Consider the following 15,349-nt stretch of genomic DNA (forward strand, 5'->3'; position numbering starts at 1 on the left):
CGCCGCGAAGCGGCCTACCCCGCCACCAGACCAAAGTCCGCCACCTGGCCCATGGCCGCGCGGACGGCGGCCAGGGTCTTGAGGCGGTTGTCGCGGTGCTCGGGATCGTTGACGAACACCCCGTCGAGATAGGCGTCCACCGGGCCGCGCAGTTCGGCCAGTTGGGCCATGGCGCCGGTGAAGTCTTCCTTGGCCAGGGCGTCCTTCAGCGGACGGTCGAGCAGGCGCAGGGCCTGGTACAGACCCACCTCGGCGGCGCTGTCGGCGGCCGGCTCCTCGGCCTGCCCTTCCGGCAGCGGGCCCTTCTTCTCCTCGGCCTTGAGGATGTTCGAAGCGCGCTTGTAGCCAGCCAGCAGGTTCTTGCCGTCGTCGGTCTTCAGGAAGCCGTCCAGGGCCTCGACCCGCGCGACGATGCGCACCAGATCGTCGTCGCCCAGGGCGAACACGGCGTCGACCAGATCGTGGCGCTTGCCCTGGTCCTTCAGAGTCACCTTCAGGCGATCGGCGAAGAAGGCCAGCAGGTCGTCCTTGCCGAACTTGGCCAGCGGCAGTCGCAGGCCGTTGTCGAGAATGATCCGGATCACGCCCAGCGCAGCGCGACGCAGCGCATAGGGATCCTTCGATCCCGTCGGCTTCTCGTCGATGGCGAAGAAGCCGACCAGCGTATCCAGCTTGTCGGCCAGAGCGACGGCCACGCTCACCGGCGCGGTCGGCACGGCGTCCGAGGGGCCCTGCGGCTTGTAGTGGTCCTGCACGGCGGCGGCGATCTCGGCGTCGAGGCCGAAGTGGCGGGCGTAGTAGCCGCCCATGATGCCTTGCAGCTCGGGGAACTCGCCGACCATCTGCGAGGTCAAATCAGCCTTGGCCAGGCGCGCGGCTTCCTTGGCCTTGGCGACATCGGCGCGGACCAGGGGCGCGATCTCGGCGGCCAGGGCGACGATACGCTCGACGCGCTGGGCCATGGTGCCGAGCTTGGCGTGGAAGGTCACGCCGTCCAGCTTGGCCAGCCACGGCTCGAAGCCGGTCTTGACGTCCTCGTCCCAGAAGAAGCGGGCGTCGGCCAGGCGCGACGACAGCACCTTGGCGTTGCCGGCGGCGATCACCTTGCCGCCGTCCTTGGCCTCGATATTGGCCACGGTGATGAAGTGCGGGGCCAGGCCCGCCTCGCCCGGTTTGCGCACGGCGAAGTACTTCTGGTGGGTGCGCATCGAGGTGCGGATCACCTCGGGCGGCAGGTCGAGGAACGACGGATCCATGTCGCCCAGCACCGGGGTCGGCCATTCGGCCAGGCCCGCGACTTCCTCGAGCAGGCCGATGTCGTCGACCAGTTCCAGGTGACGGGCGAAGCACAGGGTCTTGCAGCCTTCGAGGATGCGCGCCTTGCGCTCCTCGACGTCGAGCACGACGTAGTGCGCCTCCAGGCCGGTGACGTACTCATCGAAGTCCTTGGCCACGAAGGGCTTCGCCTCGCCCATGAAGCGGTGACCCTCGGTGACGTCGCCGCTCTCGACGCCGTCGATGCTGAACGGCACCACTTCACGGTCGAGCACGCAGAGGATGCGCTTGAGCGGACGCACCCAGCGCAGCTTGCCCGTGCCCCAGGTCATCGACTTGGGCCAGGGGAAGCCGCGGACGATGGCTTCCACCATCTCGGCGACGATTTGCGCGGTCGGGCGGCCCTTCTTTTCGACGAAGGCCATCCAGACGCCGTTCTGCTCGACGAGCTGGTCCTGGGTCAGGCCGGCCTTGCGCAGGAAACCGTCCATGGCCTGCTGCGGCGCGCCGACGCGGGGCCCCTTCAGCTCTTCCTTGCGGTCGGCCTGCGCCAGCGGCAGGCCTTCGGCCACCAGGGTCAGGCGGCGCGGACCGGCAAAGGTCTTCAGCGCCTCGGGCAGGAAGCCGGCGGCGGCCAGATGCTCACGCACCATGCGTTCCAGGTCCTTGGCGGCCTGGCCCTGCATGCGGGCGGGGATCTCTTCGGAGAACAGTTCGAGAAGCAGTTGGGGCATTGGAGTTACGCGGCTTCCTGCAGCTCGACCCACTTCTGGGCGCATTGCTTACAAAGGTCGCGGATGCGTCCGATGTAGCTGGCGCGCTCGGCGACGGCGATCGCGCCGCGGGCGTTCATCAGGTTGAAGAGGTGGCTGGCCTTGAGGACCATGTCGTAGGCGGGCAGCACGAGCGTCTCGTTCTTGTAGGAACGGGCCAGCATCAGCGGCACCTGCTCCTCCATCTGCTCGAACTGCTGCTTGAGCACGGCGACGTCGTAGCCGTGGAAGTTGGCTTCCGACTGCTGGCGCTCGTTGGCCAGGAAGACATCGCCATAGGTCAGCGCGCCCAGCGGCGAGTCGGGATCGTTGAACGGCAGGTCGTAGACGTTGTCGACGCCGAACACGTACATGGCCAGGCGTTCCAGGCCGTAGGTCAGCTCGCCGGCCACCGGGTTCACGTCCAGGCCGCCGACCTGCTGGAAGTAGGTGTACTGCGACACTTCCATCCCGTCGCACCACACTTCCCAGCCCAGGCCCCAGGCGCCGACGGTGGGGTTTTCCCAGTCGTCCTCGACGAAGCGGATGTCGTGGGTGCGCAGATCAAGGCCGATGGCCTCCAGCGAGCCCAGATACAGGTCCTGCATGTCGGCCGGGTTCGGCTTCAGGATCACCTGGTACTGGTAGTAGTGCTGCAGGCGGTTGGGGTTCTCGCCGTAGCGGCCGTCGCCCGGACGGCGCGAGGGCTGGACGTAGGCCGCGTTCCACGGCTTGGGGCCGAGCGCGCGCAGAACGGTGGCCGGGTGCAGCGTCCCCGCCCCCACTTCCACGTCGTGCGGCTGCAGTATCACGCAGCCCTTTTCGCTCCAGTAGTTGTGGAGCGTCAGGATGAGGCTTTGAAATGATTTGGGGGCGGCGGGCATGACGTCCGAACAGGGGCCTGAAAAAGTCGGCGGACCATAGGGCCCGCCGACTGTCGCTTCAAGCGAAGTGGACGTCGTTTATTGAACGCCAGGCGTAGTTAGTTGCCCTTGGCGCCCGAACGCTTGCCGGCGTTCGACATCGGCGCGCCGTAGGCCTTGCGGTTCTCGGGCGTGTCGGCGACCGGCGGGTTGGAGACGACGTTAGGGTCGCCGGCCTTCAGCGTCGCCTGCTGGTCGGGGCTCATCGTCGAGGTCGGCACCGTCGCCGAGGTCGGCGCGGCCGTGCCGGTGTCGGCGGCGGGCGCGGTCGTGGCGGCGGTCGGATCAGCCGGAGCCTGGTTCGGCGAGGTCGTGGGGTTCAGCGCCTGGTCGGCCGGGGCGTCGGTCGCCGACGGCGTGGTCGCCTGGTCGGGGGCCGGAGCCGCCGCCGGGGCGGCCTGGGCCGCAACGTCGGCGCCCGCGTCCGTCGCCGACATGGCGTCGCCGTTGGCCGTGGCCGAGGCCATGCTGGTGGCGGCGTCGTCGGTGGCTGCCGCCGCGGCCTGGATCGGCACGTCCTTCGGGATCAGCACCTTGTCGACCACGTGCAGCACGCCGTTGGTGGCCATCACGTCGGCCTGGACGATGTTGGCGCCGTCGACCATGGGGCTGGCGCCGCTGCCGTCGAGCGTCACCGACGAGCCCTCGACGGTCTTAACCTCGCCCTTGGCGCCGGTGATCTTGGTCGAGTCCACCTTGGTGTTGATCACGTGATAGGTCAGCACCCTCTGCAGCTGGGCGGCGTTGGCCGGCTGCATCAGGCGGTCGAGTTCGCCCGCCGGCAAGGCCGCGAAGGCCGCGTCGGTGGGGGCGAACACCGTCAGGTTCGGATTGCTCTTCAGCACGCTGGTCAGGTTGGTGGCGTCCAGGGCCTTGAGGAAGGTCGTGAACTGGCCCGAGGCCTGGGCCGTGGCGATCAGGTCGCCGTTCGGGGTCACCCTGGCCGCCGGCGTCGCCGGGGCGGAGGTCGCGGCCGGCGGCGCGGCCGCTGGCGGCTGGGCCGGAGCGGCGGTCTGGGCGATGGCGACGCCGGAGAGCAGCGCCATGGCCGCCGCGGCGGAGAGGAAGCGCGTCACATACATGGCCTGGTCCTTTCGCTTGAAACTCAGGCCGGCTTTACGCTCCAGATTACGACTCCGTTGCAGCCCATCACGGGCTCGTGATCGAGACTTCGCCGTTACTTGAAGAAGAACACCAGCGCTGCGCCAGCGAAGATCAGCAGGAATCCCAGCATCGTGGTCCAGCGGATCGCCTCGCCGAGGTAGAAATACGAGAACAACGTGAAGACGATCAGGGTGATGGCTTCTTGCCCCGTCTTAAGCTGAGCCGTTGAATAGACGCCGTGCCCGATGCGGTTGGCGGGCACCGCCAGCATGTATTCGGGAAGCGCGATCAGCCAGCTGCTCAGGATCGCCACCGGAAGCGCCAGCGGCTTGCCCTTCAGGTGGCCGTACCAGGCGTAGGTCATGAACACGTTGGAGCAGATCAGCAGGCCCCACGGGGCGATCTTGGCCCATAGGGGCGTCATCGGAGAATCCTTCGGCGAGGGCGGAAGCGCGGTCATTGTAGACGTTCCGCGACGCCGCGCGCCACGGTGCGGCTGGACGGCGGATTTGCCGCAGAAGCGCGCAAACTGAGCGACCGATGATAGTTTTATAGGCGCCTCGCCTCTTTCCTTTCCCATTGCCTACCCCGCGTCCCCGCTCGGGGAACCGTGGCCGATAGCGTGCGAGCGCCGGGGAAACGACGCGGCCGCATCCGGCGGCGTCGCGGTGATCGAGTGAGCAAATCCGCTCTAGCCATCAACAAAGGGGGGTCCGCCCAAGGCGGACCGGAGCAAGCCGGATGAAACTGATCATAGCGGTCGTCAAACCCTTCAAGCTGGACGAGGTCCGCGAGGCGCTGGTCGCCGCCGGCGTCGAAGGCCTGACGGTGTCGGAAGTGAAGGGTTACGGCCGCCAGAAGGGCCAGACCGAGATTTATCGCGGCGCGGAGTACCAGGTGAACTTCGTGCCCAAGGTGAAGCTGGAAGCCGTGGTGGACGATGCGTCCGCGGCCAAGGCGGTCGAAGCGGTCAAGGCCGCCGCGGCCACGGGCAAGATCGGCGACGGCAAGATCTTCGTCCTCAATGTCGAAGAAGCCGTACGCATCCGGACCGGCGAAACCGGCCCGGCCGCTCTGTAACGATCGTCGGGGAAAGGGGATACCAACGATGAAATTGACCTTTAAGCCGCTGGCCGGGCTGATGCTCGCCGCGACGCTGGCGGGGGCGCCGCTCGGCGCGACCGCCTTCGCCCAGGAGGCCGCTCCGGCCGCCGCCGCCGCGCCCGCCGAGGCCGCGCCCGCGCCGGCCGCCGCCGCTCCGGCCGCTGCTCCCGCCGAAGCCGCCGCCCCGACCATCGTCGACAAGCAGGACAAGGGCGACAACGCCTGGATGCTGACCTCGACGCTGCTCGTCCTGCTGATGATCCTGCCGGGCCTGGCCCTGTTCTACGGCGGCCTGGTCCGCTCCAAGAACATGCTGTCGGTCATGATGCAGGTCTCGACCGTCGCCCTGATCAGCTTCGTCACCTGGGTGTTGTGGGGCTACAGCCTCGCGTTCACCGACGGCGGCAGCTGGGACAGCTTCGTCGGGGGCCTGGGCCGCCTGTTCCTGAAGGACGTGACCACGTCGACCAACGCGGCCACCTTCTCGACCGGCGTCGTCATCCCCGAACTGACCTTCGTCGCCTTCCAGTCGACCTTCGCCGCCATCACCGCGGCCCTGGTTGTCGGCTCGCTGGTCGAGCGCATGAAGTTCGCCGCGATCGTCGCCTTCGCCTTCCTGTGGCCGCTGCTGTCGTACTATCCGATGGCGCACATGGTCTGGTGGTGGCCGGGTCCTGACGCCATCGCCCTGGACCCGACCGCGCCCGTCAAGGCCGGCCTGATCTGGAGCTTCGGCGCCCTCGACTTCGCCGGCGGCACCGTGGTGCACATCAACGCCGGTATCGCCGCCCTGGTCGGCGCCATCATCCTCGGCAAGCGCCAGGGCTACGGCAAGGAACCGATGCCCCCGCACTCGCTGACCCTGACCCTGGTGGGCGCCGGCCTGCTGTGGGTGGGCTGGTTCGGCTTCAACGCCGGTTCGAACCTGGAATCGAACAGCTACGCCTCGTTGGCCATGGTCAACACCTTCGTGGCCACCGCCGCAGCCGGCCTGTCGTGGATCCTGGTCGAGTGGGTCACCCGCAAGAAGCCGTCGGCCCTGGGCCTGGCTTCGGGCATCGTGGCCGGCCTCGTGGCCATCACCCCGGCCGCCGGCTTCTCGGGCCCCATGGGCGCGGTGATCCTGGGCCTGGTCGTCTCGCCGATCTGCATCGTCTTCTGCTCGACGATCAAGAACGCCCTGAAGTACGACGACAGCCTGGACGCCTTCGGCATCCACGGCATCGGCGGCATCGTCGGCGCCATCGGCACCGGCCTGGTCGTCAACCCCGCCTGGGGCGGCGCCGGCGTCGTCGACTACACCTCGTGCGCCAAGGACGGCGACATCTCGACCTGCGACACGGCCACCTACGATCTGGTCACCCAGGTGGTGGCCCAGCTGAAGGGCGTCGGCGTCACCATCCTGTGGTCGGCCATCGCCTCGGCCATCGTCTTCTTCGTCATCAAGCTGGTGATCGGCCTGCGCGCATCGCCGGACTCCGAGGAAGAAGGCCTGGACATCTCCGAACACGGGGAACGCGCCTACCACAGCTGAGCCCTCGGGCTCGGTCGGTAGACGTTCCGAAAACGAAGGGCGCGGAAGCTTCGGCCTCCGCGCCCTTTTTCTTTGGCTGACGGCGCCGGGATCGGTGCTAGGCAGGTTCCGTGAGCAAACTTCACCAAACCGCCGCCACGCTCAGGTTCTTCGGCGAAGCCCTGGATCCCGACGAGATCACCGCCCTGCTGGGCAAGCCGCCGACCCGTTCCTGCCGCAAGGGCGACGAGCGCTGCCTACACGGCGGCGGAACCGCGCGCGAGCCCAGGGGATCATGGATACGAACCGTCCGCCGCCTTTCGCCCGGGGATCTAGACGCCCAGATCGACAACCTGCTCTCGGACCTCACCCAGGACATTGCGGCCTGGCAGGCTCTGTCCGAACGGTTTCAGGCCGATCTGTTCTGCGGACTGTTCCTGCGAGAGGGTAACGAGGGCCTGCCTGTGAGCCCCGAAACCCTGCTAGCGCTGGGCATGCGAGGCCTCAAGCTCGATCTCGACATCTACGGCCCCGAAGCCGACTAAGGCGCGCGCCGCGCCGAGATGATCTTCAGCGGCGGGTCGATGATCTGGCCGGCCATCACCGGATTGATCGCCTTGCCCGGCGTCGGCAGGGCCAGGATTTTCTGGGCGACCTCCATGCCCTCGACCACCGTGCCGAAGGCCGCGAAGCCCTGGTTGTCGCCGGATGCAGCGGGATTGGCGTCCAGGCCCGGCGCGTCGCCGATCAGGATGAAGAAATCCGAGGTCGCCGTGCCCGGCGCGTTGCGCGCGATCGAGACGGTTCCCGACACGTGCTTGAGGCCGGTCCTGGTGGTCGGCTCGTGGGCGATCGGCGGCAGCACGCGCTTGGGGTCGCCCTGCACCCCGCCCTGGATGAGGCCGTATTCCGGTGCGCCCGGCGCCCGCGAGGCCCGGAAGAAGGTCGCGCCGTCATAGCGCTTCTGGTCGACATAGCGCAGGAAGTTGGCCGTGGTGATCGGCGCTTCCTTGGTGTGCAGCTCGATGACGATCCTGCCCAGCGGCGTCTCGACGGCGACGCGGGTCGCCGGCTTGGGCGTCGGCGCGGGCGTCGGCTGCACGGCGGGCGCGGCCTCCTGCGCGAGCGCCGGCGTTGCGGCGGCCGCGGCGGCGGCGGCGGCGGCGGCGAGGAACAGGCGACGGTCCATGTGACGCTCCTTAGCGCAAGCCCCCGGAGACTAGGCGCAACAAGACCCGCTCGCCAGGGCCTCAAAATCCCACACCCCCTGGTCATCCCGGCCGCAGCGCAGCGGAGAGCCGGGACCCAGGGGCCAACGCAATGCGGCTGCTCTGGGTCCCGGGTCTACGGACCGCTTCGCGGCCCTTCGCCCGGGATGACGTTATATGTCGAACCCTGGTTCGGGAACGGCCCGCCCAGGCGGCACCGCTTCACCCACCAGTCGGGCCGCATCGTCTCGATACGCTCGGCCAGGCCCTCGGCCTCGATGTCGCTGGCGCACACGGCGAAACAGGTCGCGCCCGAGCCCGACATCCGCGCCAGCAGCGCCTCGGGCTCGCCAGACAGCAGGTCCAGCACCTCGCCGATGCGCGGCTCCAGGGCCACGGCGGGCGCCTGCAGGTCGTTGCGGGTAACCGCCGCCAGCCAGGCGCAGACCTCCTCGACGCTTTCGAAGCGGTCGGGCGTCGGCGGCGGAGCCTCGCCGCGCGGATCGACGGCGGCGTCGTAGGCCCGATAGACAGCCCCGGTCGGCGACGGGACCAGCGGATTGACCAGCACCGCGTGCAGCTCGGGCAATTGCGGCGCGGGCGACAGCCGCTCTCCCCTGCCCTGCGCCAGCACCGGCGCGCCCCACAGGCAGGGCACGCCGTCGGCGCCCAGCGCGCCGGCCACGGCCTCCAGCTGGGCGTCCGACAGGTCGTAGCCCAGCGCCTCGCGCAGCAGCCGCAGGGCCGCGCCAGCGTCGCTGGAGCCGCCGCCCAGGCCCGCCGCGATCGGCAGGGCCTTGTCGAGGATCAGCCGTACCGGCGGCGCTGGCCCGCCGACGGCCGCGTGCAGCCCCTTGGCCGCGCGGACGACCAGATTGCTCTCGTCGACGGGGATATCGCGCCCGAACCGGCCGGTGGTCTCGAAGACCGGCGCGTCGGCCGGCTGGATCGAGACGGTGTCGCCGACGTCGGCGAAGACCATCAGGCTCGACAGCGGGTGATAGCCCTCGGCGTCGGGCCCGCCGACGTGCAGGAACAGGTTGACCTTGGCCGGGGCGAAGGCGGAACGGCGCATCGACTTAAATACCTGGAAAGCTCGGGAGACCCAGACCTACAGCGCGTTGGCGCCGTTGGCCACGGCCGGGGCCTTGGCCGGCCCCTTGCTGCCCAGGCCGTCCTTCAGCTTGGCCTCGGCGGCGGCCTTCTGCTCGTCGGTCGGCTCCAGGCTCAGGACCCGCCGCCACTGGAACTGGGCCTCGGTCTTGCGGCCCAGGCGCCAATAGACGTCGCCCAGGTGGTCGTTGATGTCCGGGTCGCCCGGCTCGATCTCGATGGCCTGCTCGAGCAGTTCGACGGCGGCCTTGTCGTCGCCCAGGCGGTGATAGGCCCAGCCCAGCGAGTCGAGCATGGCGCCCGACTGCGGGTTGGCCTTCACGGCCTTCTGCACCATCGAGAGCGCTTCGGGCAGCCGCTCGTTGCGGTCGATCCACGAGTAGCCGAGATAGTTCAGCAGCTCGGGCTCGTTCGGATTGAGCGCCAGGGCCTGCTCCAGGTCGCGCTCGGCGTCCGGCCAGCGACCCGCGCGCTCCAGCGACACGCCGCGCATGTAGAGCAGGCGCCAGTCGGGCTTGTCCTTGTCGGCCTCGATCAGCGGGTCGATAACCGTCACGGCGTCGGCCCAGCGGTCGTTGGCCCGCAGCAGGTCGGCATAGACCAGCTGGGCCGACCGGCCGGCGTCCGGCGCCTTGGCGGCCGCCTCGGCCACGGCCAGGGCCTTTTCCTTGTCACCGGCGTTCTGCAGCGTCCACGCGATCTTGCCCTGGGCGGCGGCGTAGCGAGCCGAGCCGGTGGGGATCTTGGCGTAGGCGGCCCGGGCGCCGTCGACGTCGCCGCCCTGGTCCAGCAGGTCGCCGACCATCAGCAGCGCGTCCTCGCGCTTGGGATCCAGGTGCAGGGCCAGGCGCAGATAGGCCAGGGCGAACTGGCTCTGGCGCTCGCTGGTGAACACCGCCGCGCAGGCGACCAGGGCGTTGGCCGCACCCTGGCGGCCGCTGACCAGCGCCGGCGGCGCCTTGCGGGCCACGGCGCGGGCCCGGGCGTCCAGCAGGGCCACGTCGTTCGGCGCCTCGGCGAGGATGGAATCATAGAGAGCCACGGCCTCGTCGCGGCGCTTGCGGCGCTCGAGGAACGCGCCGTAGTCGAGGGCGAACATCGGCCGGACGGTCGCCACCTCCATCAGCGCCTTGTAGTCGGCTTCGGCCTCGGCGGGCTTGCCGGCCCGCTCCAGGATCTCGGCTCGGCCGAGCTGGCCGAAATACTGCACCAGGCGGTCGTTGCGCAGTTCGGGCAGCGTCTGGGCCTTGGCCGTGTCGCCGGCCGCCTGTGCGGCCCACGGCGTCAGCAGGGCCACGGCGGGGCGGTGCGGAAAGCCCAGGGCCGGATCGGCCAGCAGAGCTTGCGCGTCCTTGGCCTTGCCGCGCGCCAGGGCGTCGACGGCGACCGTCAGCATGCCCAGGCGCCGCACGCCCTCGGTCCCGCCCTCGGCTCGCGGCGCCAGTTCGGCGGCGCGCGAGACGTCGCCCGCCAGCAGCGAGGCGGTGAAGGCCCGCTCGCCCAGCAGGCCCGGGTCCTCGCCCAGGTTGCGCGCGGCCTGGAAATAGGCGGCGGCCTGGTCGCTGCGGCCGTCCTCCAGCGCCGCCTGGCCGGCCAGGAACTGGCCATAGGCCGAGCGGCCGTTCCACGGCGAGGTGTTCCAGCCCTCCTGCGACCCGCGCAGCGGCGGCTCGGTCGTGGCGCAGGCGGCCAGCACGGCAGTGGAAGCCAGGGACAGGAGGACTCGAAGACGCATCATGCGGCCACCCTGTTCGGTTTCAGGGTTTGGGGCAAGTTCAGATCCTCCCCCTGAAGGGGGAGGTGTCGGCGAAGCCGACGGAGGGGGATGAAACTGCAGAAGAAACAACCCGGCCGGAGACCGAAGGGACTTCCCCCTCCGTCCCTCCGGGCCACCTCCCCCTTCAGGGGGAGGGTTTGGACTACATGTTCGGATAGTTCGGACCGCCGCCGCCTTCCGGCGTCGTCCAGACGATGTTCTGCGACGGATCCTTGATGTCGCAGGTTTTGCAGTGGACGCAGTTCTGGGCGTTGATCTGGAACTTCGGATTGGCGCCCTGCTCGTCGTACAGCACCTCGTAGACGCCGGCCGGGCAGTAGAGCCGCGCCGGCTCGCCGTACTTGGGCAGGTTGACGTCGATCGGGATCGACGGGTCCTTCAGCTTCAGGTGCGCCGGCTGGTCTTCCTCGTGGTTGGTCGCCGACAGGAAGACGCTCGACAGCTTGTCGAAGCTGATCACCCCGTCGGGCTTGGGATAGACGATCGGCTGGTAGTCCTTGGCCAGGCCCGTCGAGGCGGCGTCGGTCTTGTCGTGCTTCAGCGTGCCGAAGAACGAGAAGCCCCCGAACAGGTGCGTGCACCACATGTCGAACATGCCGGCCGCGCCGCCCAGCGCCGTCCCCAGCTTGCCCAGCAGCGGCTTGGCGTTGCGGACGACCTTGAGCTCCTTGGCCACCCACGACTTCTCGAAGGCGTCTTCGTACTCGACCAGGGCGTCGCCCTGGCGGCCGGCGCCGATGGCCTTGAACGCCTCCTCGGCGGCCAGCATGCCGGTCTTCATGGCGTTGTGGCTGCCCTTGATGCGCGGCACGTTCACGAAGCCGGCCGAGCAGCCGATCAGCACGCCGCCCGGGAACGACAGCTTGGGGATCGACTGATAGCCGCCCTCGGTGATGGCCCGCGCGCCGTAGGCGATGCGCTTGCCGCCTTCCAGGTACGGACGCACGGAGGGGTGCTGCTTGAAGCGCTGGAACTCGTCGAACGGCGAAAGCCAGGGGTTCTTGTAGTTCAGGTGCACCACGTAGCCGATGGACACGTAGTTGTCCCCGAAGTGGTACATGAAGCTGCCGCCGCCCGTCTGGTTGTCCAGCGGCCAGCCGGTGGAGTGCTGCGCCAGACCCGGCTGGTGCTTGTCGGCCGGGATCTGCCACAGCTCCTTGATGCCGATGCCGTACTTCTGCGGCGACTTGCCGGCGGAAAGATCGAACTTGGCGATCAGTTGCTTGGCCAGCGAGCCGCGCACGCCCTCGGCGATGAACACGTACTTGCCATGCAGCTCCATGCCCGGCTGGTAGTCGGGCTTCTCGTGGCCGTCCTTGGCGATGCCGACGACGCCGACGACGACGCCCTTCAGCGAGCCGTCTTCGCGCCAGACCATGTCGGAGGCCGCGAAGCCCGGATAGATCTCGACGCCCAGTTCCTCGGCCTGGGCGGCCAGCCAGCGCGTGACGTTGCCCAGCGAGGCGATGTAGCAGCCGTGGTTGTGCATGAACGGCGGCATGGCGAACATCGGCAGGCCAAGCTCGCCCTGCGGACCCAGCAGCAGGAACTTGTCCTTGGTGACCGGGGTCTCGAGCGGCGCGCCCTTTTCCTTCCAGTCCGGGATCAGCTCGTTCAGCGCCTTGGGATCGATGACCGCGCCCGACAGAATGTGCGCGCCGACTTCCGAGCCCTTCTCGACCAGGGCCACGCTGACTTCGGTTCCGGCCTTCTCGGCCAGCTGCTTGAGACGGATGGCCGCCGACAGACCCGCCGGGCCGCCCCCGACGATGACGACGTCGTATTCCATCGACTCGCGTTCGAGGACTTCGCTCATGGCTTCTCCCGCCCCAGGCCCTGCGCGGAGCCTGCCTTCTTCCTGTTTGAGTCGGACTTTATCCGAACGTGACGCCACGGCGGTCAAGGAAAACCGGATAGTTTTTGTTGCACCGCAGCGCGGACATATCGGTGACGCAGCCCATTATACTCGCTAGAGAAACTTCATGAGCCTCGCCGTCGATCCGCGCGCCGTCGAAAGCCTGCTGGCCTTCTGGGCCGATGCGGGCGTCGAGGCCTGTTACGCCGACGAACCGATCGACCGTCTGGCCGAAGGCGCGGCCCTGCTGCGAGCCCGCAGCCAACCGCAGCCGGTGGTGGTCGCCGCCCCCCCTCCCCGTCCCGGCGCGTTCGGCGGCATCGACATCGGCGCGGCCGCCGCCCACGCCAGGGAACTGGCCGCCGCCTGCAACGACCTCGAAAGCCTGGCCGCCGCCATCGCCGCCTTCGACGGCTGCCCGCTGAAGACCCAAGGCGCCAAGCAGGCCGTGTTCTCGCGCGGGCCCGGCGACGCGCCGGTGATGGTCGTCGGCGAAGGCCCCGGCGCCGAGGAAGACGCTCGCGGCGAGCCCTTCGTGGGCCGCGCCGGCCAGTTGCTGGACCGCATGCTCAAGGCCGCCGGCCTGCAGGAGCGCGCCTTCATCACCAACACCGTCTTCTGGCGTCCGCCGGGCAACCGCACGCCCACGCCCCAGGAGCAGGCCGTCTGCGCCCCGTTCGTCGAGCGAGCGATCGCCCTGGTCAAGCCCAGGTTGATCCTGCTGGTCGGCGGCGCCTCGGCAAAGAGCATGTTGAAGCGCGAAGAAGGCATTTTGTCCCTTCGCGGCCGCTGGTTCGAATGGCGTTCGGAGGACGGCGCGATCGAGGTTCCGGCCTTGCCCAGCCTGCATCCGGCGTTCCTGTTGCGCCAGCCGGCGGCCAAGAAGAAGGCCTGGCAGGACCTCCTGATGCTGGCCGAAAGGCTTGATCGTCCCGAACGGCCCCATTAAACAAGCCGCTGACCAGTCGGAACGGGGACGCGCGCCGCCTTTTCAAAGGCTTGCGCGGATACGATTTGCAGCTTTTCGCTCGCCCTCTGGCCGTTGTCTCGGCCCTCGCGCTTTGCCTTAACCTCGCTGCTCCCGCAGCAAGGGCCGCAGGGCTCGAACCGCTGTCCGACAGCGACATGCGCTACTATCAGGCGGCCTTCGGGGCCGCCGAGCGCGGCGACTTCGACGCCGCCGAGGCCGCCTTCGCCAACACCCGCAACCGCAGCCTGATCGGCAAGCTGTCGCTGGTGCGGCTGATGCACCCGACGGCCTACACCGCCAGCTTCGACGACCTGACCGGCTGGCTGAAGCTCTATGGCGACGAGGCCGGCGCCGATCGCGTCTATGCCCTGGCCATGAAGCGCAAGCCGGCCCGCGTGGCCGCGCCCAAGGCCCCCGAACTGTTCGTCGACGTCGCCCAGAGCGGCCGCGCCGCCGGTCCGGCCGACAAGGGCCGCGCCGCCCGCGAGGCCTACTACTCCGGCGACGTGAAGAGCGCGCTGAAGCTGGCCAAGGCCTCGGGCGAGCGCTGGATCGCGGGCCTGGCCTCGTTCCGCCTCGAATCCTACACCGAGGCCCGCGGCTACTTCGAGCAGGTCGCCCACGACCAGAGCCAGGACGACTGGCTGCGCGCCGCCGGCGCCTTCTGGGCCGCCCGCTCGGCCGGCATGGCCGGCGACAGCGACGGCGTCCGCGCCCTGCTGGGCCAGGCCGCCCAGGCGCCGCAGACCTTCTACGGCATGATCGCCGCCCGCCAGCTGTCGATGGCCGGCCTGGCCGTCGCCAACGACCCCGACGACCCGATCGCCGCCCTGATCACCCGCGTCTCCTACAGCGGTCCCGATCCGGCCTCGCTGAACAAGCTGCTGGCCGGCGACATACGCGCCCGCCGCGCCGCCTCGCTGGCGCAACTGGGCCGCTGGAACGAGGCCGGCGCCGAGCTGCGGGCCGGCCTGTCCCTGGCCGCCGACGACAAGGCCCGCGCCGACTGGAGCGCCCTGACCCTGGCGCTGAACGCCCGCGCGCCTTTCAACGCCGGCCGCCCGGTCAAGAAGATCGGCGGCGAGGACTATCCCCTGCCCGAGCTGGAGCCCAAGGGCGGCTTCACGCTGAACAAGGCGCTGGTCTACGCCCTGGTGCGCCAGGAAAGCCGCTTCGACCCGATGGCCGTGTCCGGCGCCGGCGCCGTGGGCCTGATGCAGCTGATGCCGGTGGCCGCCGCACGCGCCGCCGGCGACGACAAGCTGCTGGCCGACAACACCCCCTTGTTCGACCCGGCCTTCAACCTGCGGGTCGGTCAGGACTACTTCACCTGGCTGATGGACCGCGGCCTGCAGAGCCCCGACATCCTGCGCGCCGTGGCCGCCTACAACGGCGGTCCAGGCACGTTGCTGAAGGTGCAGCAGCAGCTGGGCGCCGACTGCGACAGCCTGCTGCTGATCGAGAGCCTGCCCGCGCTCGAGACCCGCAACTACGTCGAGAAGGTCATGGCCTCGTACTGGACCTATCGCCGCCTGCTCGGCGCCGAGACCAGGACGCTGGACGCCGTAGCCAGCGGCGCGAAGGTCATCGACTTCCGGCTGGACATGTAGGCCGCGAAGGAACCTCCCCCTGTGGGGGAGGTGATCGCGAAGCGATCGGTGGGGCAATAGAAGCTTGCCCGTCCAACTCGGCGGAAGCTGAAACCTTCCCCCCACCGGCCTTCGGCCACCTCCCCCAAAGGGAGAGGTTCCTCGT

13 protein-coding genes are annotated in these 15,349 nt (G+C 69.2%); 5 read left to right on the top strand and 8 right to left on the bottom strand.

The annotated features are described in order from the left end of the window. Nucleotides 1–14: 14 nt before the first annotated feature. From glyS to C1707_RS20355, 4 genes are all read right to left on the bottom strand, one after another. Nucleotides 15–2,009 carry a glycine--tRNA ligase subunit beta gene (gene glyS / locus C1707_RS20340; protein ID WP_101715753.1) on the bottom strand — a complete coding sequence of 665 codons (1,995 nt, stop codon included), beginning with the start codon at nt 2,007–2,009 and terminating at the stop codon, nt 15–17. Nucleotides 2,010–2,014: 5 nt separating this feature from the next. Continuing rightward, nucleotides 2,015–2,911: a glycine--tRNA ligase subunit alpha gene (locus tag C1707_RS20345; protein WP_101715754.1), complete on the bottom strand. Its 897-nt coding sequence runs from the start codon at nt 2,909–2,911 to the stop codon at nt 2,015–2,017. 98 nt (nt 2,912–3,009) lie between these two features. Continuing rightward, nucleotides 3,010–4,032 (bottom strand): fasciclin domain-containing protein, encoded by a 1,023-nt coding sequence (locus C1707_RS20350; RefSeq protein ID WP_101715755.1) that lies wholly within the window; start codon nt 4,030–4,032, stop codon nt 3,010–3,012. Between the two features lie 95 nt (nt 4,033–4,127). Then, nucleotides 4,128–4,478, bottom strand: coding sequence for a DMT family protein (locus tag C1707_RS20355; RefSeq protein WP_101715770.1), 351 nt, complete (start codon nt 4,476–4,478; stop codon nt 4,128–4,130). Nucleotides 4,479–4,795: 317 nt separating this feature from the next. Between C1707_RS20355 and C1707_RS20360 the strand changes: the two genes are divergently transcribed. The 3 genes from C1707_RS20360 to C1707_RS20370 all read left to right on the top strand — a co-directional run bounded on the left by C1707_RS20360 (nt 4,796) and on the right by C1707_RS20370 (nt 7,216). Continuing rightward, nucleotides 4,796–5,134 (top strand): P-II family nitrogen regulator, encoded by a 339-nt coding sequence (locus tag C1707_RS20360; protein ID WP_035046383.1) that lies wholly within the window; start codon nt 4,796–4,798, stop codon nt 5,132–5,134. A 28-nt stretch (nt 5,135–5,162) separates the two neighbouring features. Further along, nucleotides 5,163–6,692, top strand: coding sequence for an ammonium transporter (locus C1707_RS20365; protein ID WP_123170789.1), 1,530 nt, complete (start codon nt 5,163–5,165; stop codon nt 6,690–6,692). A gap of 110 nt (nt 6,693–6,802) precedes the next feature. Beyond that, nucleotides 6,803–7,216, top strand: coding sequence for a DUF4279 domain-containing protein (locus tag C1707_RS20370; RefSeq protein ID WP_101714821.1), 414 nt, complete (start codon nt 6,803–6,805; stop codon nt 7,214–7,216). On the opposite strand, the gene C1707_RS20375 is transcribed toward C1707_RS20370, so the two are convergent. The 4 genes from C1707_RS20375 to C1707_RS20390 form a co-directional block, all read right to left on the bottom strand. Then, a complete protein-coding gene (locus tag C1707_RS20375; protein WP_101714820.1) occupies nt 7,213–7,860 on the bottom strand; it encodes a peptidylprolyl isomerase in 648 nt (215 codons plus the stop codon). The genes C1707_RS20370 and C1707_RS20375 overlap by 4 nt on opposite strands. 155 nt (nt 7,861–8,015) lie before the next feature. Next, complete coding sequence (locus C1707_RS20380; protein WP_101714819.1) at nt 8,016–8,954, bottom strand: 4-(cytidine 5'-diphospho)-2-C-methyl-D-erythritol kinase; 939 nt, start codon at nt 8,952–8,954, stop codon at nt 8,016–8,018. A 36-nt stretch (nt 8,955–8,990) separates the two neighbouring features. Continuing rightward, the gene (locus C1707_RS20385; protein WP_101714818.1) at nt 8,991–10,730 is read right to left on the bottom strand and encodes a tetratricopeptide repeat protein; all 1,740 of its coding nucleotides are present in this window, start codon (nt 10,728–10,730) and stop codon (nt 8,991–8,993) included. A gap of 181 nt (nt 10,731–10,911) precedes the next feature. Next, a complete protein-coding gene (locus C1707_RS20390) occupies nt 10,912–12,585 on the bottom strand; it encodes an electron transfer flavoprotein-ubiquinone oxidoreductase (RefSeq protein ID WP_101714817.1) in 1,674 nt (557 codons plus the stop codon). Between the two features lie 166 nt (nt 12,586–12,751). Between C1707_RS20390 and C1707_RS20395 the strand changes: the two genes are divergently transcribed. Both C1707_RS20395 and C1707_RS20400 read left to right on the top strand, forming a co-directional pair. Continuing rightward, complete coding sequence (locus C1707_RS20395) at nt 12,752–13,573, top strand: uracil-DNA glycosylase (RefSeq protein ID WP_101714816.1); 822 nt, start codon at nt 12,752–12,754, stop codon at nt 13,571–13,573. A gap of 176 nt (nt 13,574–13,749) precedes the next feature. Beyond that, on the top strand, nt 13,750–15,204 hold the full coding sequence (locus C1707_RS20400) for a lytic transglycosylase domain-containing protein (RefSeq protein ID WP_240633757.1): 1,455 nt from the start codon (nt 13,750–13,752) through the stop codon (nt 15,202–15,204). The last annotated feature ends 145 nt before the right edge of the window (nt 15,205–15,349 follow it).

It is taken from the genome of Caulobacter flavus (assembly GCF_003722335.1).
GTDB classification, from domain to species: Bacteria; Pseudomonadota; Alphaproteobacteria; order Caulobacterales; family Caulobacteraceae; genus Caulobacter; species Caulobacter flavus.